The sequence below is a fragment of the Candidatus Gastranaerophilales bacterium genome, assembly GCA_028693235.1.
GTDB lineage: Bacteria > Cyanobacteriota > Vampirovibrionia > Gastranaerophilales > Gastranaerophilaceae > JAQUVW01.
Genome location: JAQUVW010000005.1, coordinates 16098 through 40141, shown reverse-complemented (window position 1 = coordinate 40141; position 24044 = coordinate 16098). Strand labels below are relative to the sequence as shown.

The 24044-nt window shown below is 33.0% G+C and carries 21 protein-coding genes; 20 read left to right on the top strand and 1 reads right to left on the bottom strand.

Translation table 11 applies throughout. From position 1 onward, the window contains the following. Window positions 1–159 (bottom strand): hypothetical protein, encoded by a 159-nt coding sequence (locus PHV37_09110; protein ID MDD3238239.1) that lies wholly within the window; start codon window positions 157–159, stop codon window positions 1–3. Window positions 160–350: 191 nt separating this feature from the next. On the opposite strand from PHV37_09110, the gene PHV37_09105 reads away from it, so the two are divergent. The 20 genes from PHV37_09105 to PHV37_09010 all read left to right on the top strand — a co-directional run bounded on the left by PHV37_09105 (window position 351) and on the right by PHV37_09010 (window position 24035). Then, window positions 351–644, top strand: a complete 294-nt coding sequence (locus PHV37_09105; protein ID MDD3238238.1) for a helix-turn-helix transcriptional regulator — start codon at window positions 351–353, stop codon at window positions 642–644. A 150-nt stretch (window positions 645–794) separates the two neighbouring features. After that, window positions 795–989 (top strand): hypothetical protein, encoded by a 195-nt coding sequence (locus PHV37_09100; protein ID MDD3238237.1) that lies wholly within the window; start codon window positions 795–797, stop codon window positions 987–989. A gap of 66 nt (window positions 990–1055) precedes the next feature. After that, window positions 1056–1469 (top strand): hypothetical protein, encoded by a 414-nt coding sequence (locus PHV37_09095; protein ID MDD3238236.1) that lies wholly within the window; start codon window positions 1056–1058, stop codon window positions 1467–1469. Window positions 1470–2179: 710 nt separating this feature from the next. Continuing rightward, entirely contained in the window at window positions 2180–2557 is a 378-nt protein-coding gene (locus tag PHV37_09090) for a hypothetical protein (protein ID MDD3238235.1), read from the top strand. An 83-nt stretch (window positions 2558–2640) separates the two neighbouring features. Next, window positions 2641–3153, top strand: coding sequence for a terminase small subunit (locus PHV37_09085; protein ID MDD3238234.1), 513 nt, complete (start codon window positions 2641–2643; stop codon window positions 3151–3153). Then, window positions 3125–4453, top strand: a complete 1329-nt coding sequence (locus tag PHV37_09080) for a PBSX family phage terminase large subunit (protein ID MDD3238233.1) — start codon at window positions 3125–3127, stop codon at window positions 4451–4453. Before PHV37_09085 ends, PHV37_09080 begins: the two co-directional genes overlap by 29 nt. A gap of 49 nt (window positions 4454–4502) precedes the next feature. Then, on the top strand, window positions 4503–4712 hold the full coding sequence (locus PHV37_09075) for a hypothetical protein (GenBank protein MDD3238232.1): 210 nt from the start codon (window positions 4503–4505) through the stop codon (window positions 4710–4712). Window position 4713: 1 nt separating this feature from the next. Beyond that, on the top strand, window positions 4714–6357 hold the full coding sequence (locus PHV37_09070; protein MDD3238231.1) for a portal protein: 1644 nt from the start codon (window positions 4714–4716) through the stop codon (window positions 6355–6357). After that, entirely contained in the window at window positions 6357–6614 is a 258-nt protein-coding gene (locus PHV37_09065) for a hypothetical protein (protein MDD3238230.1), read from the top strand. Before PHV37_09070 ends, PHV37_09065 begins: the two co-directional genes overlap by 1 nt. Continuing rightward, the gene (locus tag PHV37_09060) at window positions 6607–7305 is read left to right on the top strand and encodes a hypothetical protein (protein ID MDD3238229.1); all 699 of its coding nucleotides are present in this window, start codon (window positions 6607–6609) and stop codon (window positions 7303–7305) included. The genes PHV37_09065 and PHV37_09060 overlap by 8 nt, the downstream gene beginning before the upstream one ends. 45 nt (window positions 7306–7350) lie before the next feature. Beyond that, window positions 7351–8346: a hypothetical protein gene (locus PHV37_09055; GenBank protein ID MDD3238228.1), complete on the top strand. Its 996-nt coding sequence runs from the start codon at window positions 7351–7353 to the stop codon at window positions 8344–8346. 85 nt (window positions 8347–8431) lie between these two features. Then, window positions 8432–8842, top strand: a complete 411-nt coding sequence (locus PHV37_09050; protein ID MDD3238227.1) for a hypothetical protein — start codon at window positions 8432–8434, stop codon at window positions 8840–8842. Window positions 8843–8901: 59 nt separating this feature from the next. Then, window positions 8902–9147 (top strand): hypothetical protein, encoded by a 246-nt coding sequence (locus PHV37_09045; GenBank protein MDD3238226.1) that lies wholly within the window; start codon window positions 8902–8904, stop codon window positions 9145–9147. After that, the gene (locus PHV37_09040) at window positions 9137–9628 is read left to right on the top strand and encodes a hypothetical protein (GenBank protein ID MDD3238225.1); all 492 of its coding nucleotides are present in this window, start codon (window positions 9137–9139) and stop codon (window positions 9626–9628) included. Before PHV37_09045 ends, PHV37_09040 begins: the two co-directional genes overlap by 11 nt. A gap of 45 nt (window positions 9629–9673) precedes the next feature. Further along, the gene (locus PHV37_09035; GenBank protein MDD3238224.1) at window positions 9674–10210 is read left to right on the top strand and encodes a hypothetical protein; all 537 of its coding nucleotides are present in this window, start codon (window positions 9674–9676) and stop codon (window positions 10208–10210) included. Between the two features lie 12 nt (window positions 10211–10222). Continuing rightward, window positions 10223–10816 carry a hypothetical protein gene (locus tag PHV37_09030; protein ID MDD3238223.1) on the top strand — a complete coding sequence of 198 codons (594 nt, stop codon included), beginning with the start codon at window positions 10223–10225 and terminating at the stop codon, window positions 10814–10816. Window positions 10817–10818: 2 nt separating this feature from the next. After that, window positions 10819–13143: a hypothetical protein gene (locus PHV37_09025; protein MDD3238222.1), complete on the top strand. Its 2325-nt coding sequence runs from the start codon at window positions 10819–10821 to the stop codon at window positions 13141–13143. A 1-nt stretch (window position 13144) separates the two neighbouring features. After that, on the top strand, window positions 13145–13654 hold the full coding sequence (locus PHV37_09020) for a hypothetical protein (protein ID MDD3238221.1): 510 nt from the start codon (window positions 13145–13147) through the stop codon (window positions 13652–13654). Then, complete coding sequence (locus PHV37_09015; GenBank protein ID MDD3238220.1) at window positions 13654–15876, top strand: hypothetical protein; 2223 nt, start codon at window positions 13654–13656, stop codon at window positions 15874–15876. Before PHV37_09020 ends, PHV37_09015 begins: the two co-directional genes overlap by 1 nt. Window positions 15877–15890: 14 nt before the next feature. After that, entirely contained in the window at window positions 15891–24035 is an 8145-nt protein-coding gene (locus PHV37_09010; protein MDD3238219.1) for a hypothetical protein, read from the top strand. Window positions 24036–24044: the final 9 nt, after the last annotated feature.

The window sequence follows — 24044 nt, the reverse complement described above, 5'->3', positions numbered from 1 at the left end:
TTATTCAATAATTCCTTTAGCTTTTAAATACATATCTAAAGCTGCTCTAGTGTGACTTGAAATACTTCCGTTTTCTTTTTTGATAAGTTTTTCCAATCCATTAAGATGGCTCTCCGTAAAACCAACAGATTGGCTAAACTTTCTTTTTTTTTCTACCACTTTAAATCTCCTATTTTTTGGCATACAAATTCACACAAAGTAAACAGCAATTTTTGCCGTTTTTGCGTGTTTATGTTTTAATATAGTTAGTTAGTTAAACTAACTAACAAAATAAATGGTACACCAAATTAAATCAAAAGTCAAGTAAATTAAATTTATTTTATTTACAAAAATTTATATGTGAGGTCAAAATGTCTGAAATTAATGAAAGATTAAAATCCATTAGAAACCAGAAGAACTTAACACAAGCAGACTTCGGGAAAAATATTGGTGTGTCAAAACAAGCTGTTTCAAATGTAGAAAACAATTTATCAAACCCATCAATAGAATTGTTGAGTAAACTAATGATGTACTATGACGTGAATCTAAATTGGCTTATTTGTGGCAAAGGAAATATGTTTAACACAACACAATTTGAGCAAGTTCAAGATGAATTTGCCCAAAAAGTGAAAGAAATCTTAAAAGATGAGGGGCTTATAAAGTAATGTCGCCGACAGTTTTTAAGATTTTTACAAATATCATTCTTGCAGTTTCTGAATCATATACAGATTCAAGAGCGAATAATATTTGAGATAATTCAGCTAGTGTCATTATTAACTCCTTTCTGTATATAAAAAGTCGTACCGGAGGACAAAATGAAAGAAAAAGTTTGGGTCATATTTTGCATAATCGGATTTATATCAATTTGTGTATGGCTAGATACTGATATAGCAAATATTGTAATTGCATTTATTCAAGAAACAGGTAAAACTTTATTATGTTCACTTGTTTTTCTTATTTTATTTGTTTGTTTCCCTAAATTAGAAAAATTTGTAACAAGAAAAAAGTAACAAAATTTCATGAAGTTCCTTAACAAAAGGGTTGAAATATATGTCTGAACAGTAAATAATACAGGTATGAATATCAAATCAAAAGTTTTTATAATCATCTTGTCAGTTGCAATGTTTATATCTGCAGCTACTGCAGTATTTTATATTCATAAATCAAACAAATTGAAAGATGAAAATGCAGAACTCAAAACCAAAATCACACAACTTGAAAAAATAATGGAATCATACCAGAATGATTTTTATAGGTGCAGCAGCAAATTAGAATCAATGGAAATGGAAAACAATTTAAAAAAAGAAAATAAACAAGAAAAAACTACAAAATACATAACGGATGAAAAAAATCCAAATCCAATATTTTCATATTCAACATCTGTAAAAAGTAATTATGATTACAACAATACAGAACAAGAATTATATGATTTGAACAGAAAAGTAGATAAAATTAACACAAGATTAAATTTAGGATTTAGAGGTTACTAAAAGTAACCTCTTTTTTTATGCAAAAATATGCAGTGCATACATTTATGCATATGCAAAAACCTATGCAAAATTATGCAAGTGCATATGCACTTGCATTGCACACGCATTGCACACGCATTGCACTTGCATTGCATACGCATATGCGTTGCATAAAATTGTGCATTGCAAAAAGGTATGCATAAAATTATGCATCGCAATGCCATAAAATAAAATAAAATAAAATAAAATAAAATAAAATAATAAATTATTTATAAATAAATAATTTATCTTTTATACAAAAAGGATTTTTAAAATTTTCCTTTAAAATAAGGTCAGGATGCGAAAAACCAAACAAAAACGGTTCAGAAAAGGGGTGAAAATTAAAATAAACAAACAAAGAAAAGCAGCAAAACAATGAATAGGCAAGCTATTTAGAAACAAAAGGGAATTTTTCCGCCGCCATTTATTACAAAATGTAAACACGAATTTATTTTCCTGTTTTTCTTATACAAAAACTGAATCTTGAACATAAAAAATATTCTGTTAGTTAGTTAGTTAAACTAGAGATAATTTGAATACTCGCTTAAAGTTCAAAATGTAAATTGTTTTGAAAAGCTGAATAGTTTTTTGTGGGGACACAAACTCGGGAGAGATAACAAAAAGAACTTTCAAAACGTAAATTTACAGGGGTAGTTGTAGGCTAATAGTAAAGCCTATTTTGAGGTGTTCACTTGCTTAATCATTGCAAAAATTTTAAAGAATATGATATTTGGTTTCTTGATGATACCAAACAATTTTCAGAAAGAAAACTTTATCTGGGCAGATGTCCTGTTTGTTTAAAAGATATTGCCAGACTTGATGAAAAAAGAATATCTGATGGAAAAGTATTTCAAGATAAAGCAACAGGATTTAAGCAAGTTGAACGACTTTGTCAAAAAGTTAAACATCAAATAAAAATTACCCAACAGGAAATTACAATCAAAAAAGGTAAACCGTTTGGGCTTTGTTACTGCAGCAACAAAGAAATTCACAACAAACGTGGTGAAGTGATTGAAATTCGCCGTAGACGATGTGATTTTTACGGACAAAATGAAATCATAAAAAGCTGACTCCTCCTTTCTTATATAAAGTGAAACACCAAGGGATAAAGGCTTTTCTTTATCCCACCCTTTTTTGAACAAAGGGGAACATTATGGAAGAAAACTTACCAGAATTAACTGAAAAACAGGATAAATTTTTAAAATATTACTTCCAGAATGGAAGAAATGCATCAAAAGCGTACAGATATGCGTATGATTCAAAAGCAAGTGAGAGAACAGTTTGGGTTGAATCTTCAAGATTATTGAAAAACCCCAAGGTTACCCCATGGATTGAATATTACAAAACAAAAACAGAAGAATTTGCACAAAAAGAAATGGAATATACGGTACAAGATTGTGCGAACGATTTGGATTCAGCTCTCTTGACTGCTCTTGAAAGCCTTGACAAACAAGGAAATCCGAATTTATCTGCAATTTTAAAAGCTATTGAACTCAAGGGAAAATTACATGGAAAGTTTAAAGACCAAGTAGAGCTACATGGTGGGGCAGTTGTTCAGATGTCTGAAATAAAAGTTGATGATAAAAACCTAACTTTCAATATTGGTTCTGAATCGTCAGAAAACAGCGAGGTGAAAGATGACACTGATAGTTCCACAGATGCTTAATCTTCCACCAAAAATGATGCCGATGATAACAGAGTTTAATAACTACACGTATTTTCTTGGTGAGGGTGGTCGTGGAAGTTCCAAAACGCAAAGTGTTGCAAGGTTCTTGTTATTTCTTGCCGATAAAATAAAGCTTAAAATATGTTGTGGTCGTGAAATTCAAAACACCATAAATGAATCAGTAAAAGCAGTTTTTGAAACATTAATAGATGAATTCAATCTGAATTTTACAATCAGAGATAAAGAGATTGTTAGTAATTCAACAGGAACTACCATTTCTTTTAAAGGCTTTAGAGAGCAGGGGAAAGTAAATATCAAAGGTCTTGCAGATATTGATATTCTTTGGATTGATGAGGCAGAGGCTATATCAAAACCAACTCTCGATGTAATTGTGCCGACTATCGTGCGTAAGAAAAATGCAAAAATATTTTTTACGATGAATAGATTTGTAAGAAACGATGCAGTTTATAAATTTTGTGCAGGTCGTGATGATTGTTTGCACATAACCATTAACTATTTTGATAATCCGTTTCTAACAGAGCAAATGTTCAAAGAGGCTGAAATCTGTAAGCATAAGAATTTAAAAGATTACAATCACATCTGGTTAGGTCATCCACTCGATCAAGCTAATGATTTTCTTGTCAGTGCATCACAACTCGATAGAGCAAAATCCCTCGTATTCAATCAAGAAACACATATCACAAGAAAAGTTATGGCAGTGGATTTATCTGCATCTGGTGGAGATTTATGTGTAGCAAAATTGTTTACTCAAAAATCCATAACAGGATGGGAAGAAACAGAAACAGTAACTTGGTCAGAACCAGATACTGACATTACTAAAGGTAAAATTATTGAACTTTATTCAAGATGGGAAAAACCCGACATATTGACAATAGATGCTGATGGACTTGGTTATCCTATATGGAATTCAGTCAAAAAATCAATACCTCATGCAATAGGGTTTAGGGGTGCAGGTTCGCACAAAAATCCAAATGCAGGAAACGCAAGAGCAGATGGTTATCTAGCAATAAAAGATTTTCTTGAAAATGGTTGGTTAAAACTAACTTGTGATAATGCTATTCGCCAACTTGAATATATCAAAAAGGTTTATAAACCAAGTGGAATCATATTTATACAGGATAAGAAAGATATTCGTAAAGAACAATCGGAAAGTCCTGACTTTGCAGATACGGTGATGATGGCAATCTATTCAATAGTTTACCACTCTCACCTATTTGCAGACCAACAAGCACAACCACAAATGAAAGTAGATACAGACTTTGACCCATTCGCTGATTAATTTTACGCGAATTGAAAAATTTCAAAGCCATAAATAAAGGAGATAAACCATGTGTTCAACACCATCTACACCTGCTGTTGCATCAACTGCAGATAAGGAACAAGTAGCAGCACCAACATATGCTGATGCAAGTGTTTCAAAATCGTCAACATCAACCAGAAATAAAACTGCAGCACTTGCAGGTAGAGATATTAAAACATCTGCAAGAGGTCTTGGAGATGATGCAGCAACAAGTAAAAAAGAATTATTAGGGGCATAAAATGGCAGAATTTGCTTACAACAAAACATATTTTGAAAAAAGACGTGCAGAACTGGATGAAGAATTCAACCAGATTAAACCAGATTTGCAAGAATTATCTGATTATCTTCAACCCAGAATGAGCAGATTTCTTGTGAATGATGTCAATAAACCTATCAAAAAATCTAAAAAGATACTTGATTCTTGCCCTTTGATTTCAGTAAAGAACTTTGCTGCAGGTATGCAATCAGGTGCAACATCTGCTGCAACAAGATGGTTCAAATCGCAAATCAAAAATCAAGACTTGATGCAAGATTATGAAGTAAGACTTTGGTGCAACAAACATGAAGAATTGACCAGAACAATTTTACAAAAATCAAATTTTTATCAACGGCTTTTAGGTGCGTATAAGCAGTTGGCTGTATTCGGATTCTCTTGCCTATCAATGGAATCCGATTTCAATACAGTTGTTAATTTCAAACTGTTACCAATCGGCTCATATCGTTATTCAAAAGATTTTAGAGGTGAAGTTGATACAGTTTGCAGAAATTTCAAAGAAAAAGCAAAAAATATCGTAGAAAAATTCGGCAAAGCAAATTGTTCAGATGATGTTTTAAGTGCTGCTGAAAACTCGCCAGAAAAGCTATTTGAACTTGTTCACTTTGTTGAACCAAACAAAGAGAGAAAAACAGATTCACCTTTTGCATTCCATAAACAATTTATTTCTGTAACTTATGAAGTTGCAAGTGGGAAAATCCTTAATAAATCTGGATTTGAAAGATTCCCTTATGTAGTGTTTGAATCTGAAACAAACGGAGAAGATACTTATCCAAACTCTTGCCCCGGAATTGATGCACTTCCGGATGTTCGTCAACTTATGTCAATGACTAAAGAATACGCAAAGGCAGTTAAGAAAATTGTATCTCCTGCATACAAAGGTCCTGCAAGTATGAAAGGTACAAAGATTTCTGATGCTCCTGGAATGTTTATTCCAACTGATGACCAAGGTAATGGGATTTCACCAGTATATGAAGTAAACATAAGAATTTTGGAATTAAAAGAGGAAATCAACGAATTAAAACAAACAGTAAAAGAACATTTTTATAATGACCTTTTTGCAGTTATTTTGAACACTGCAGAACGTGGAAGAACTGCAACAGAAGTAAACGAAATAAAAGAAGAAAAAATGGTCTTGTTATCACCACTTCTTGACCAAGTCCATAAAGCATTGAGATACATTCTTGAATGGATTTTCTATGAAGAAATTAGAGTTCAAATATTGAAAACTCCTCCAGAAATTATCAAAGGCGAAGAACTTGAAATGGAATTCGTTTCAACTCTTGCTCAAGCACAAAAGACAAAAGGTCTTGCAAGTCTTGAAAGATTTACAACATTTACAGTCAACCTTGCTCAAGCAATCGACCCTACACTTTGCTACAAACTAAACGGAGATAAGATTGTTGACGATTATGCAGCAGTTGCAAACATAAACCCAGAACACATTGTGCCATCTGATGAAGTTAATAAAAAACGACAAGAAATACAAAAGCAGCAAGAAGAACAAAAACAAATGGCTGCTCTCCAACAAGGTTCAGAAATGATTAAAAACATCGGTGGAGTTGATTCATTCGGTGGGGATATGCTCTCAAGAATGGGAGTTGGCTAATGAAAACACCAACAGATAAAGAACTGCAAATCATTGTAAACAATGTTGCAGTAGATTCCGATGGCTATAAATTTTTATGCATTCTCTTAGACCATCTCGGAGCATTTGAAAGAGGATGCAACACAGAAAACGAGAGAAAAGAATTCTACTCAAGAGGCAAAAGAGAACAAGGCTTATGGCTATTGGACTTGATTGCCAAATCGAATATAGAAATTTACACAAAAATAATTAGCGAAAGGAACAATGAAAATGGATGAACAAATTGAAACAACGGTAGAAACACCAGTAAACCAAGAAGAAACAACAAAAACAGAAACAACACAGGAACAAGCAACAGAAAATCAAGATGATAAAACATCTGATAAATCAAAAGAAACTGATGAAACAAAAACAAAAGACAAAGAAAATCAAGAATCAGAAAAAGATGATGATAAATCAAAAGAAATTGCTGCACCAGATTCTTATGATTACTCTGCTGTTAAACTTCCAGACGGAATGCAACTCGACAACGAAGTATTAGGCGAGTTTGAACCTATTGCAAAAAAGATGAATTTATCTCAAGAGCAAGCAAATGAGTTTGTAAACCTTGCAGTTAAGTTGGTAGGAAAACAATCAAATAAGGTTGTTGAGGCTGTCCAACAAATACAACAAGATAAAATGGCTCAATATAAACAACTTTTGAATACAGATAAAGAAATCGGAAATGGCGATAAGGCACAAATGGATGCTTATATTGATGTCGCTGATATTGGCTATAAGGCTTTTGCAAACGAAACAGTAAAAGGTTTATTGGCTGAATCTGGGCTTAATTTCCACCCAGAAATCGTTAAAATGTTTCACCGTATCGGTTCTCTCTGCAATGATGACAAATTGCCTAACGCAAACTTTCCTACAGGGAAAGAACAATCTGCTGCAGAAATCCTTTATGGCTCAACTGCTGACGAATAATCGGAAATAAAAATGTAGGTAGAAGAACAAAAAAGGAGAATTAAAATGGCTACAGTAGGAAATACTTATTTAACTTTGAAAGACAAATACTCTCAAACAGAGGCTGGAAAAGTAACAAGCACAATTATTGATTTGTTATCACAATCAAATGTATTGCTTGAGGATGCGGTGGTAAAAGAATGTAACGAGGGTTCAACTCATAAAACAACAGTAAGAAACGGATTGCCAGATGTTGAGTTCAGAAAATTTTACGAGGGTGTTAATTGTTCAAAAGGCGATTACACACAAGTAACAGATGCAACAGGTATGCTTGAAGTATACTCACAAGTCGATAAAGCACTTGCAGATTTGAACGGTGATGTAAATCAATTCAGATTGAACGAATCTCAAGGTTTCTTGGAAGCAATGAATCAAACCGTACAAGAAAACTTATTCTACGGCAACAAGAAAACAAACCCTGCTGCATTCGATGGTTTGGCATCTCGTTATAACAAACTATCAACAGATGGAAAGTCTATTGGTAATTGGGTCATCAATGGTGGTGGTTCTGGTTCTGATAATACTTCAATCTGGTTTGTAACTTGGGGTGATTTACATACACATATGTTATACCCAAAAGGTTCAAAAGCAGGTTTGCAACACGAAAATAAAGGTCAACAAACTGCAACAGATTCAAACGGAAAAATGTATGAAGTTTATAGAGACCATTTTAGATGGGATTTAGGTTTGACGGTAAGAGATTATCGTTCAACTTGTCGTATTTGCAATATTGATGTTTCAAATCTTGATGGTTCTAGTGCTGCAGATTTAATTAAATTGATGGTAACTGCATATCACAAGGTTAAAAGATATGCAAAAACAGGTAAATTGGTTATCTATGCAAACGAAACAATCGAAACATACTTGCACTTGCAAGCAATGAGTAAATCAAATGTTAATTTAACAGTTGATGAATTCGCAGGAAAACCGATTGTGAAATTCTTGGGTATTCCTATTAAATGTTGTGACCAAATTCTTAACACAGAATCTGCAATATCTTAATAAAATATCTTCTAAATGTATAGAGTTTTGAGGCTGTCCTCTCTGAAAGCCTCTATTATTACATAACAAAAAAGGAGAAACAAAAATGCAATTAGATAAAGAAAATTTGCTTTGTGATGGGCAAGCCATTACTGCTGATGCAGCAACAACAAACACAATCGACTTAGGTAAAGGAACACCCGGAGATAAAGGATTTGGTACACCAAAACCTTTCTTCGCTCAAGTAATCGAAGATTTTGATAACCTTACATCAATGGCTTTTAAACTTCAAACTTGTGCAACAGAATCTGGTACTTATACAGATATTTATACATCTGGAGATATTGCCTTAGCCAGTTTAAAAGCAGGATACAGATTTCCTATCAACTTCTTGCCAAAAGGTTGTAAAAGGTATCTCAAAGGTTATTTTGATATAACAGGCACAACTGCACCAACAAAAGGTAAAGTAACTGCAGGATTTACCGCAGGTGATGATGCATCATATCAAGATTTGTAGTTAGTCAAAAGGCTGATTAGTTCTTCTAGTCAGCCTTTTTAACCATGGAGAAAACAAAAATGTCAGAAGAATTAATACCAGAAAAAAAACAAGAAGATAAGGAATTTGGAAAATTTGGCAGATGGGATATTGAAAGTGCTGTAAGAACAATTATTGAAGCTGAACAGATAAAACTTGATACTGAAAAAATGAAATACGTTCTACCAATGCTTGATAAACAAAAAGCTGCAGTAGATAGAGCATCGTCAGTTGCTGAAATCCTTTACGGCACACCAAAGACAAAGGAGAAAACTAATGAAAATTAAAGCTAATATCAAAGCATTTTTTAACGGAACAATTATCAGACCCGGAGAGGTTGTTGATTTTGATGGTAAAAAAATACCATCTTGGGCAACATTAGCAGACGGAGAAAATACTCCAGATAAAACCCAGAAAGTAGAAAAAGAAAAATTATTGCAACGATGTGCAGAATTAGGTATAGGTGGAAATATTGCAGCATGTGGTATTCCAAAATTAAAAGAAAAAATCGAAGCAAAAGAGGCAGAAATAGCTGCAGACAAAACACCTGCACCTCCTACTGAACCAAAAGCAGATGGGGAAATCCCAGACGGAGAAAATACTCCAGATAAAAATAATGACCCAGATGAAAACAATGCCGATAAAATCGGAAAACTCGATGCTTTAATTACTACTGCAATCGAAAAACAAATTAATTTTGATCCAGAAAACAAAACAATACAGGAACAAATCGACGAACTTGAAAAAGCAATCGCAGATGCGAAATAAAAAGTAAAGCATTATTCACCCATTGAAAAGCGAAAGGATTTAAAAATGTGCGACTTTGGAATATCAGAAATTATCTTAGCTGTATCTTTAGCTGCAACTGCTGCAAGTACGACATTAGGTGTTGTAAGTTCAGTTGAGCAAGGTAAAGCACAACAGGCACAATATGATTACCAAACACAAGTAGCTGCAAATAATGCAAAAATTGCAGAAAATAATGCAGCTGCACAAAGACAACAAGGCATAGAAGAATCTCGTATGCAGAGAATAAAAACAATGCAAGCCGTAGGTTCTCAACAAGCTGCAATGGCAGCAAACGGTCTTGATGTTACTCAAGGAACTCCACTTGATGTGATTGAAGATACTGCAGCAATGGGTGAATTAGATGCTTTGAATACTCAATATAACTACGAGGAAAAGGCTAGAGCTTATTATCAAAAATCAAATAATTTTACAAATCAAGCTGCAATGGATTCTATTGCAGGTAAAAATGCATATTCTGCAGGAATTATGAATGCAGCAGCTACAGGTTTTAACGGTCTTGGCAGTTCTGCAAAAAGTGTTGCGGGATATTGGTATAAATAGGAATTTAAAAAAATGGCATATTCAAAAACAAATATATTCAATCTTACATTGAATATACTTGGTGTATCTGCACCAATTCAAAACGGAAATGAAACAACCGATACAAGAGCAATTTTGCTTGATAACCAATATGAACTCGCTAGAGATACAGTCTTAAAAGATTATGATTGGAACTTTGCAATGAGGCACAAAAATCTTGCACTTACGGCAAATAAATCACCAAATCCAAACTATCTATATGAATTTGCATATCCGAATGATTGTATTTCTGCAAGAAAATTATTGGATGAAAACGGAAAAGAAAAAAAGTTCTTGATTGCAACAAGCGAAAACAATGAAAGAACTATTTTGACAAATACAAATCCTGCAATTCTTAAATACACAAGACTTGTAGAACAAGAAACATATTTCACTCCAGAATTTGTTATGGCACTTGGTCAATTCCTTGCCTCTCTTACAGGCGAAGTTATTACAGGTTCTATGGATAAAGGAAATAATGCGTTAAAAAAATATGAAATGTTTATTGCTAAAGGTAAAGTTCAAAACGCCACAGAGGGTACAGACAAAGACGAAGATGAATCAACATACGTTGATAGTAGGTATTAAAAATGGGAACAAGAGTATCACAAATAAGTTTTACAAGGGGAGAGATAAGTCCTGTATTATATTCAAGAACAGATATTGAACAATATTCTTTAGGGTTAAAAAATTTAAAAAATGGATTTGTACATCAAGAGGGATGCGTATCAAATCGCCCCGGTTTAGAATTTATCGGGGAAATTAAAGATAGTTCAAAAGAATCTCGATTGATTCCATTTACTTTCAATTCTGAGCAAACATATGTAATTGAGGCAGGTTCTCATTATTTCAGATTCATCAAAGATGGTGGATATATCATTTACCCAAGCGATTACGGAATTACATACGTTGGTACATATGAATATGTATCGACAGGAACAAATGATAATGATGATACATATTATAAATATAAATTAGGAAATGATGATGTAGTTTATACATCTGCAGCAATAGCAGCAGATATAATTTGCTACCAAGATGAAAACCTATCAAAAGTATATCAAAATGGTTCAAGTAAAGCTCTTTCAAAAGGTAAAGTAACTTCTATTGATACAACTGAACTAACTATCGGAATTGATGAAAATAATGACAAAATTGAAAAACGTGGTGAAATTGTCGAAATAGAAACACCTTATGAAACTATTGATTTACCATTGATTAAAAAAACTCAATCTGGAGATGTTCTTACATTGGTTCATCAATCGTACACACCGAAAGAATTATCAAGATATTCTCATTATGATTGGGAATTAAAAGATATTTTGTTTGAACCTTGCATAACTGCACCTACAAATATTGCTGCAACGTGGCATGGAGATTCTACCTCAAACACAAGAAGTTATACATATCTTGTTACTGCAGTTGATGATAAAACAAAAGAAGAAAGCGTAAGGTCAGATACAGTTACTGTTACAGGACACAGAGAGGCTTATTGGACTACAAGTGAATACTTTACAATATCTTGGAATGCAGTCGCAGGTGCATGTGAATATAACATCTATCGTTCAGTTAATGGTATCTTTGGCTATGTCGGAACATCAACTGAAACATCTTTCAATGATGATAATATTGAACCTGATTTAAAAGAATCAGCACCACTTGCACAAAATCCATTCGAGGATGGAAACAACCCCGGATGTGTCGGTTATTTTCAACAAAGAAAAGTTTATGCAAATTCAATAAATAATCCTCAAGTTTTATGGGCAAGCCAAACTGCAACATCAAATAATTTCAACATCTCAAGACCTTTGATTGCAACTGATGCAATAACAATTCCCATGTCGGATATTCAAGGGAATGAAATCAGACACTTGATTCCATTCAAAGATTTGATTGTCTTATGTCAAAATTCAGAATGGAAAATCAATGGTTCTGATGGAGTATTCGAGGCAAACCCATCACCACTTGCACTTATTCAAAGTTGCTATGGTTCATCTAATGTTCAACCAATAATATCTGGCAGCATGGTTATATTTGTTCAGTCTGGGGGAAGTGTTGTCAGAGATTTAGGCTATGATTATTTGTCCGACAAATACGATGGTGATGAATTAAGCCTATTTGCAAATCATCTGTTTAGTGGCAAACAAGTTAAATATATTGATTACGCAAAAGAACCTTATCGTTTGGTTTGGGTAGTTATGAATGATGGAAATCTTTTGGGATTGACCTACAACAAGAAACAAAAATTGTGTGGATGGCACAGACACGAAACGGACGGATTGTTTGAATCAGTTGCAGTAGTAAGAGAAAATCAAGAAGATATTGCCTATTTCATTGTAAAAAGAGTTATCAATGGTTCTGAAAAAAGATATGTTGAAAGATTTGCAACAAGAATTATAACAAATGTAAAAGATGCGTTTCTTGTTGATTGTGGATTATCTGCAGATTTTGCAACTGCAGCAACAGAAATTTCTGGATTAAACCATCTTGAGGGTAAAAAAGTTATTGTCAATGCAGATGGCGGAATCGTCAATAATTTGACCGTAGCAGGCGGAAAAATCACATTACCAGTTGCAGCAAATAAAGTTATTGTTGGTTTACCTTACGAATTTGAACTTGAAACATTGAATATAGAGGGCGAAAATACTCAAGGTATAAAAAAGATAATTAATAGTGTTTCAATCCGAATTCACGAATCAAGAGAAGATTTTCAGATTGTAGGTGCAAATGGTACAGCATTTCAAAATGCACGTTCCATGGATAGTATTAATGATTCTGGACTTTTAGTATCGACAAGTATTGATGCAACTCCTTTTGCTATTCCAACAGTTGATGCAACCGTTCATATAAAACAACCATATCCATTACCGATTACAATTCTATCTTTGGCAGCAGTTGTAAATTTAGAGGGATAAAATGCTATATAGAAAAGTAAAAACAAAAAAAAAGATTGAATATATTTTAGACAATTTGCGACCAGAAGATTTGCACGAAGTCATTGAATCAAGAGGTGTAGATTTTAAACAAAATTTTTTGAAAGAACTTTTTGAAAGAAAAGATTATTTTGTTATCGGTTGTACAAAAAACCAAAATATCCCTGCAGTAATGGGCGGAATTGTTGATATGGGTCAAGGTATAGGTGTTGTCTGGATGTTGTCAACTCCAGAAATAACAAAACATCAAATATGTTTGCTCAAAAATTTAAAACTTGAAATAAATAAATTCGACCAAAAATATTGGCTAACATACAACTTTATGCACAAAGAAAATTATATTGCAAAAAATTGGCTAAAGAAATTCGGATATAGATTTCCATCAAGCGAAATAAACAAAACAGTAATTGACAAAAACATCCTTAAATCCGTAAATGTTCCAGAAAATTATGAAATATTTTACAGATTGAGAGAAACGAGAGGATTGAATTAATGGTAACAGTTCCACAATATCAAAGAGAAGTAAAAGCACAACCTGTTGACACTCCATATGAACAAGTGCAAACTGATATAAATATGTTTGGTGGCAATATTGCACAAGCAGGGAATAAACTTGCTGCTGCAGTTCAAAATACTGGTGATGCCGTTCTTGAAATAAAGAATATGATTGACCAAACAAAAATGGTAGAAATATCAAATCTTGAATCACAATGGGAACAAGACAAATTGTATGATAAAGAAAAAGGATATTTCTATAAAAAAGGTAAAGATGCATACGGTCAATCGGCAAATATTCTTGCAGACTTTGATAAAGAAATGAATGATAAAATTGCAACGGCAGGATTAAACCCTGCAAATGCAAATAGATTCAGAGCAGATATGCAAAGAATGCGTGAACGTGTTCAAGCACAAGTAAATAGACACGATTTTCAAGAGGGTATAAACTATTCTAACGCAGAGGCAAAAAACGGACTAACAAATGCTGTAACATCTGCCGTTAATTCAAGAAACACACCTGCTGATGTTGATAAACAAATTACAACAGGTTATCAGTTGATTGATTGGCAAGCAGAAATTCAGCACAAAGATGCTGCAACAGTTGCACTTGAGAAAAAAGAATTCTTATCAAATGTTCATGAGGAGGTTTTATCAGCATATCTTGCAGAGGGTTCATTAAAAGCAACAGATTATCTAAACAAACACAAAGCTGAAATCAACCCGGAAAGATTACCAAATTTTATAAATGCAGTAAAAGATAACCAATTATCATACACAGCAAGAACAACTGCATCGGCACTTGTAGGCTTGCCAATGGCTGATGCATATAAAAAAATAAATGATATAAAAGATCCTCAAACTCGTAATGCAGTAGAAGGAGAATACACAAGATTAAAAAGACAGAATACAGCCGTTAAGGATGAAAACGATAGAATTGTTGGCGATCAGATTATGCAGGAAGTGTTTACCCGATTGGATAACGGTCAGCAAATAGGTGATGTTATGGCTGCAGTTAATCGTTCAGATTTATCGTTTGATGCAAAAATAAAGATTTATAATAACTTAAAAACGGCTCAAGAACTTAATGGAGCAGGCGATAACTGGGCTGATTATAACTATTTGCTAGATATGGCAGCAACTAATCATGAGGAGTTTTTAAAAGAAAATCCTGCTCTTTATATGTTAAACAAAGAGCAATATCAGAAAATAAAAGAAATGCAAAGGACAGGTGCAGATGTTCAATATACGCCAGAGGCTGGATTAAAAAAAGCAATAAAAAAGTTTTTCATTCCTTTTGGCACTCAAGCTCCCGGTGGATTGCACTCTAGCGATATTCAAGATGGATTGGTAAAAACTTTGTCAGAAATTGAACGCAGACAAGGTTCTGCTTTTAATGTAAAGAACATAACCGATAAACAAATTGGTGATTTTATAAATGCAATGAATTACAAAGATGCTAATGCTAAAAATAAAAATATTGATGAATCAAAAGAATTATTAGGACGTGCCGGCATAAGAAGTAAAGAACTTGCAAAACTGTACAATGATAAGAAAAAAGAATATCAAGCATATAGCATGTTGGCAAAAGAATATACTATTTTCAAGCAACAAGAAAAACGAGAACCAAAGCAAGAAGAAATACACAGTATGTGTAAAAAAATATATAACTCTATCGAAAATGAATACAAACAAAAAGCTTGGGAACGAATTAATAATACTACAAATATCACATATGAAATAAATGCAACTATTCCGAAAAAAGGTGAAACAAAAGTATTGACTTATACTGCTGATGTTGCACTTCCAGAACTGGGCAGAAGATTGGGAATGAAATTCACTTATGTTGATGGTGCACGATACAGAGCAGGAAATCCCGGTGGACATGGAAAAGGGTATAAACTTGATGTGTCAATGTCTGAACATAAAATCCCAGAAAAAAGAACAATGGCAACAACCGAAATATTAAAATTACCTCAAGTTGCTAAAATAGGAACATCAGACCCTATTCTATTAAAAAAATTCGGTGGAACTCCTAAATTGAATTATGCAGACCGTAATCCCAAAATAGTTGATTTAAGAGAATACGACAGGAAGCATGGAACTAATCATGAGAACCATCTTGATATTGTTCTTGATACAAGATTTGGTGGTACAACTCAAGGAAATGGTTCTCACCCTGCAATCAACAGACCTACATATATGACGGCAAAAAAATAATAAGGACAAAAACAATGGCATATTTAGAAGAAAAATACAATCAGCCCACTTTTGCTCACTACGAGCAAAGTAATAAAAATATTGAAAGCGATTTAGATGAAATCAAATCAGACTATGAGATTTATTTAGATAATGAATCCAAAAAACAAAAAATAAAAAATGTGAATCAAAATGCAATAAATAACATTCCTACCGTTCCAGATTTTGCGATGAATGAATATAACGAATATTCAAAAATGCCAGAATGGTTTTCTCAATTAAATGTGGCAACTCCAGACGAAATTGAAAGATGGAAATCCATGGGCAAAATGGGTATTGCTGAAACGTGGCAAAAAAAGAAGAAATGGGAAATGATTCCATACGCAGGTTCTTCTGCAGAGGCAACAATAGCAGTAAGAAATGCCAACACTTTGCGTAAAATAAAAAATGGTGAGCAAGTTTCAGATGTAGAAAAAGAATTGCTTGTTGATTTTCTTAGGGATACTAAAGAGTTAGAAGTTCGTGGTGGTCATACAATAGCAGGCAGTGGACTTGATATTCTTATGTCATCAATCCCTTATATGGGAGAGTTTGCAGGTGCTATTGCAACGATGCCAGAGGGTATGGGTTTTGGGGTATTAGCAAAAACATTATCAACAATGGGGGCAAAAAAAGCTGCAAAAATTGCAACAGAAAAAGCAATAAAAGATGCTGCAGTAAAATCCACAATGACAGGAGTAAAAAAAGAATTATCAAAAGCAGCATTGAAAGAAATAGGCAAAACAGAATTTGAAAATGTTTTGAAATCCGGAACAACGAATGCCATCAAAAATCTTGGAACAAAAACAATATTAAAAGAGGGTTTGAAAGCTACTCCAAAGATTGTTGGAACTTCTGCAAAAGCAGCTTTAACAAGAATGCCTCAACAGTTTGTAAGAAATATTGCCGATAGACAATTATCAACTGGTGTATATGTTACAGATGCAGGAGATGCAACTTTTCTTGATTCTGAAAATATTGGGCTATCAATAATGAAAGCACTATGTGATACAACATTCGATATCATGACAGAAACTGCAGGATGGATGTTTGCACCAATTTCAAAATATTTTGCAAAACCAATTAGAAATAAATTACCAGAAAGTTTTTTCAAAAGTTTTGATAAACTTGTTTCATCTCAATTCGGTAGACCTGCAGGTGAAGTCTTAAAGAAATACGGCTATGACGGCGTAGTCGAAGAAATGGGAGAAGAACTCTTAAACAGATTTTTATGCCAAACATTCGGCATAAATGGTCTTGAAGAATATAATATTGATGGATTTTTAAATAATGTCTTGTATGCTAATGACCCAAGTCAATGGGCAAGCGAGGCATTGTCTTTTGCTGCAACAAGTGCAGGAACTCATGCAGTTATGGGTTCTGCATCAAAAACTGCTAAAGAATTTGAAAAACAATCACAAAAAAGAGAATTACACAAACTTGCAGATAGGGCAAATAAAAGATTGTACTCTCCAGAAGAATTTTATCTTGACCAAGGTCTTGTAAGAATTATGGGTTCTCAATCTCTTGCTGAACAAATTTTGCGAGAAAAATTCGAGGCGAACGGAATTGATAGTGCAACAAGTGATGAGTTTTTTAATTCTGCATCTGAACTTGAAATCAGAAATGCTTTAAAGAATTTTAAAGAAAACGAAAATCAAAGAATCAGTGCCGCAGATTCTCAAAAGATTGCTACATTAAGAAACAGATTATTTACTCAATCTTTGAATGTTGGCAGAGAAAAAGAAGTTGCAAAATCAGAATCAGAAATAATGACACAAGCAATGGTTTCAATGGCTCGCATTACTGGCAAAAGTATTGACGATATTGAGGACTTGATGAAATTAAATATCCAATCAATGGACGTAGATTCTGCTAAAAAATTCTTAAAAGGTGGAGTTCAATATAATCAAGATGCAATCGAAACTGCAGGGGCAGAAAAAGGACAAGAGGCAGATGCAGCAAAAGAATGGCAAGAAAAAGGCACAGATAGCAAATACTTCAAAAATTGGTTTGGTGATTCAAAGGTTGTTGATAAAAGTGGTAAGCCGTTAGCGGTTTACCACGGAACAAATGCTGAATTTGATACTTTTGATAAATCTAAAATAGAAAAAAATCATAAGTCATTTTTTGGAAAAGGTTTTTATTTTACGAAAGAGATTGAATATTCAAATGAATATGGTAATAATGTTAGTTCTTATTATTTGAATTTAAAAAATCCTTTTGTTGTAAATAATAAAACTAGCATAGAAGAAATTAAAAAGCTATGTGGTTCTAGCAATGATTATTCGGATATTGGTGGGGCAACCGTAGCTGATAATGCGTTATTTTATATCTCTGAAAATACAGAGCAATTCACAAATAATTTAAAAGAACTTGGTTATGACGGAGTAATAGTTGATGGCAGCCATTCTGAATATGTAGTATTTAACCCCGAACAAATAAAATCTGTAAACAATCAAGGAACTTTTGACAGTGAAAATCCTAATATCTATTATCAACTTGATAACAATAATATTTCAAAAGATTTTGGTTCTTCTAAAGAAGAAATGGAATCAATGTTTTTAGGCGATGTTAAAAGCATTTTATCAGAGAATTCCGTTTCAGAAGATGAGTTCAACCTCGAAGATTTGAAATTATACGGCAGTTACACAAAAGGAACTAACAAAGAAAGTTCTGATTTAGATGTATTGATACAATATTCAGGTTCTATGCGTGAAGATGATGCGTTCAATATGCTTAATTCTGCTGCAATAAAATTGACCGATAATAATGGAATTGAAAGGACAATAGATTTTAATCCTATCAAGGCAGAAAAATCCGGAACAATAGATGAATATCTTGCACGTTCAAATAAAGAATATGATAACAACGTTTATTATCAATCAGCATATCATGGAACACCTCACAAGTTTGATGAATTTTCTACAGAAAATATCGGAACTGGAGAGGGTGCTCAAGCTCATGGTTGGGGGTTATATTTTGCGGGCAATAAAGAAGTATCAGAGATATATAGAAAAAGCCTTACGAAAAATGAGGCAAAGGTCAATTATAAAGGTGAAATTTACACAAATGAGGACGGCAACTTTTTTACATTGCTTTATAGATTGAAAAAATATGGCAAAAAAGATACTATCAAATTTTATAAAGAAAAAGAAAATGAATTTAGAAATCAAGCAAAAATTTCTAACAATCCACAATGGTGGGAAAAAGAAGCAGATAATTTCAAGAATGTTATTGATTATGAAATTGATAGCATAAATATAGATGGAATTGAAATTGATGAGGGGCAATTATTTGAGGTTGACATACCAGAAGATAATTTGATGCTTGATGAAGATAAAACATTTAGCGAACAATCTGAAAATGTTAAAACAAATTTGAAAGAACTCGCAGATGATTATCCACGTTTAAAAAGTGCTATTGATAATAATCAAACAGGCAAAGAAATATATCAATATTTATCAGAAGATGCAGGAAGTTATCAAGATGCATCTATGGAATTGAACGAGAGTAATATTAAAGGTATAAAATATGATGGCAAAGTCGATGGTGAATGTTATGTTGTTTTTGATGATAAAGCCGTAAATATTTTGAAAACTTATTATCAATCTGCAATGATTGCAGGTATTAATCCGAATCAAAAAATTGATGTTGTTGATTTGACATCAAATTTTTCTGCTGCTCAAAATTTAACAAAAAAAGACTTGAAAAATTACATTTGGTCTTTAGTTGGAAAAACGGCAATTAAATCTAAAGACAAAAAAGCTATCTTTAAATTTATTGCACGTTCAAAAAGAGTTGGCAAAAATGACGTATTAGTTCCAGACCACATTGCAGGCTCAAGTAAAGTTGAAATAAAAAACAAAGCTGCAAGAATAACGGCAGTAGATAGTATAACAAAGCTGCTTGAAAATGCAGTTCTGATTGATAGTGAACCTAATAATGACCCTAACGGAAAGCCGAATGTAGATAATTATTTCAGATTTTATGTTCCAGTAAAAATAAATAATATGATATATACAATCAGAATTTCTGCAGAAAACAACGAAAAAGAAAATTTGTTCAATATAAAATCTGCAAATGTTTATGATGTCATTATAGACAAAAAGACACCGATTTCCAGTACTTCACCTGTAGAACAGGGCAACCTTATGAAATCGGCATCTGATAACAGTATAAACGATGTAACTCCAAATTTCAACCCTAATACGATAACAATTAAAGAAATGTTGCAAGGGATAAAAGATTCAGAAGATAAAATATATTTTCAAGACAAAAACGACATAGACAATGCCAGAGGTTTTTCAACTCAACGCACAGAATTTGATGGAACAGTAAAAGAAAATCTTATCGTACTTTTGAAAAACAAAGCTGATAAGTCAACTTTGCTGCACGAATTTGCCCATGTATATTTGATGACCTTGAATCAACTTGCAAAGGTTGATGCAAAATCTGCATCCCACTTGAACACATTAAACAAATGGTTAAGATTCAACGGCAAAGAATACACACGGCAACAACAAGAAAAATTCGCAAGAGGTTTTGAGGCATATGTTATGAGCGGTAAAGCTCCAACATATTCTCTTAAAAAAGCCTTTGAAAATTTTAGGAATTGGTTACACGATGTTTACAAAAGCATAACCATTGGAGATATGCAGCAAGAATTAGAGCTTGATGATGAAACAAAAAAAGTTTTTGACGAACTTCTTGGAGATAAATCATATACAAACCAGAAAGAACTTGCAGAAGATTTAATAAGCAAAGCAAGAAATAATGCTGCACTGAAAATAAATTATGATGAGGAAGTAAAAGAACATTTTATCAAGCCTCAAACTTTGACTGATGCACAAATCAGATATAGAGATACCGCATATGATATTCTTGCAACAGGGCTTGGTTTAGACCGAAAATATTTGCAAATGACTTTAGGTGCAAAGAAATCAAAATCCCTTACAAAACAAGCTGAAAATATTCAAGAAAGAGTAAATAATATTGATGACCCATATTCTTCTGGTAACGGTTTTTTGCCAGAATGGGGTGAGTTTTTTAGCGACCCCGGAGTAAGTTATGACAATGCTGAAACTGGTGCAGATTATGAACTTGCACAAGCTGCGTATGATGTCATTATGGATAAAAAATATCTTTATTGGGGAGAAGATGAAGAACAATTCTCTGATGAAGATATAACAAGATTATCATATGAATATGATTACATCATAGATTCTTATAAAGAAAACCATGATAGAACTATTTCTATGATTGCGTTCTGGGATTGGGTTGAAACCATTCCAGATTTTCTTCAAGAAGATTATTTAAAAAGATGGGAATCAGAAACAAACGAAATTGACAGATATGAAAATCTTTCTAAATTTCAACAAGCGAAAGAAGATTTAAAAATATATGCTGCAAAGCTAAAAGGCTATGGAGATTATTCAACACAATTTGCTGAATTCGCCAGAGCAGTTTTAAAACGTCTTGATTTTATGACTGAATATGACAAAGAAAAAATATTCAGTTCTCTTAAAGATTATAATTCTTTTAGAGAAATTGAACGTAATCTTGATTTTGTTATGGATTATGCTGAAACTTTAGATGCCGTAACTGAACGTAAAAAGATGGCTAACGATATTGATAGAGAAGTTAAGCAAACAATTCACGAATGGAAAAACGGAATAAAACGAACAAAATATACATTTCCTGCGAATAAACTTTTTGAAAGATTAAGAGCCATTGCAAAAATGCCACTTGAACAAGTACAAGATATGTATGATGCACAAGTAAATGATGAGGTTGCAATTTCATATGTTGCAGATGGTGTAAATACAGATGATTATTATGAATCAATAGAAAAAATGTATATTGAATTCAGAGCAAATGGTTCATATTACAATTCAACAGAATTCTTGTCAAACCTACTTCAAAGAATTCAACAGGCAAAATTCACTGCAAAAGTTGCCAGAGATAATATTGACTACGAACGAAAAATGCAACAAATTAATCTAGTTGATGAATGTGCAAAAGCACTTAATGAACATCGAGGAAAAGTTTCAAAAATAGAAGTTGAATACTCAAAATTCTTCAATCTAAACAGTTCATTAGAAATGATATTCAACAAGACTGTAAAAAATAAATTCAGTCTTGATTATTTATATGCTCAAAAAGATGCCAAAGTCGGAAAAGATAGAGATGAACTTTTGAATAAAATTGCCGAATTGTTTGGATTTGAGGGTGCAACTAAAAACATCAAATTATACAATATGTTCATTGATATGACAAAACCAGAATTTAAAATCAGACAAAGATACACTCCAGATAAAGTCAATGGCACATACAGAATAACAACAGAAGATAAAGCAACTGGAAAAACTTATACAGAACAAACAATACAAATACGACCAGATGGAGATGCTGCATATAAAGAATGGGATGATGAGCCTGTAAGCTTATCAAAAATGCAAGTGCTTTATTATTATATTCAAGCAAAAAACCCTACTTCATATGATATGCTAACCAACATGGGAGATGAATCAACACCTCCAAAAGGTCAATTTGATAGATTTGAATTTGAACAATTACTTGATAATCTAACACCTCAAGAAAAATTAATGGGTGATATTCTGCAACTCACTGCAGAAAAATATTATGATGGATTGAACAAATATCATATTGAAAAATATCATACAGAACTTGGCAAATGCCAAGGTTATTTTCCTCGAAAATCTGAAACAAACAACGAAAAAATATATGAACCATTCAATGATTATGTTCAACAACTTTCTACTCAAAAATTCCAAAAGCAAAGAACTGCAGGGGCAGGTGTAAGAATAGCACCTGCAAACCCTCTTGAAGTTCTTTTCTCCCACATGGAAAATGCAAACACCTTAATTATCATGGGTAAACAACTTGACCTAATGAATAGAGTATTCGGAAATGATTCAGATTTGCAAAAGAAGATAACAAATATCTGGGGCGAAAAAGTTCAACACGAATTTAAAAATCAAATAGCAGGAAACCTTTATGGTGGTCAAGTATCTATGATTTCAGAGGCAGAAAAAGAATATAACACGATCATGAATAATGTAATTAAATCACAAATTTTTGCAAAACCTCAAGTCGGATTAAAACAGGTCTTATCTTTCATGAACTATGGAGTAGGTGATGAATATGTTTCAACTGCAGAATGGTTAAAGGAATTTGCGAAACAAACATTCTCTCCTCAAGAATGGAAAAAGAATATTGAGTTCATGTTGTCAAATGATTATCTAAAAGACAGATATTCAAGAGGTGGTTCAACAGATGCTTTAAAAACTCAACTTGAAACAAAAATATTTGCAAAAATAAATTTGTTTGATGAGATATTTTCTGCACCAATAAGATATGGTGATATTGGTGCAATCATTCTTGGTGGCAAGCCATACATAGATATTTTGATGAAAAAGGGATATTCAAAAGAACAAGCCTTTCAGATATTTATTGAAAAAACAGTAAACGACCAACAATCGAGCATACCATCCACGTTGTCAAATATGCAAAGAAATGCAGCAAAACATCCACTAATAAAGATGTTTTTTGCTTATCAAAACACACCTTGGCAATATTTTAGAACTGCATACAATTCAGTTATAAGATTTAAGCAAAACCCTAACAAACAAACAGGTATGGATATGGCAAAACTTTGTGGGTTGTATTTATATATATTTCCTCTAATTTTTAATATGGCATCGTCATTATCAATCAGAACTTTTATGGGTTCTGGAGACCCGGAAGATATTTTCAAAGATGTTTGGAGAAGTTGTATAGGTGGATTTACATTCATACCGATTGCAGGTTCATTCATCAATGCAATATTTACAGGATTCAACGGCGATATGTTGTCAAGTGGCGATTGGTTCTCAACTGCAGCAGTAAAAACCAATAAGATAGCAAGACATATTAAAAGTGGAGAAATAACACCTATTGATATATTTACTGCTATTGCGTTGTTTAGTGAGGCAATAACAGGAATACCGATTTCTACAATCGGAAATGCAGTAGCAGGTATTGGTGATATTGCTCAAGGAAAAGTGGAAAAAGGTCTGTTAAAAGTAGGTGGTTATACCGATTACAGAGCAAAAAGAGTTACAGGCGATGAAGAATAAAGGAGATAA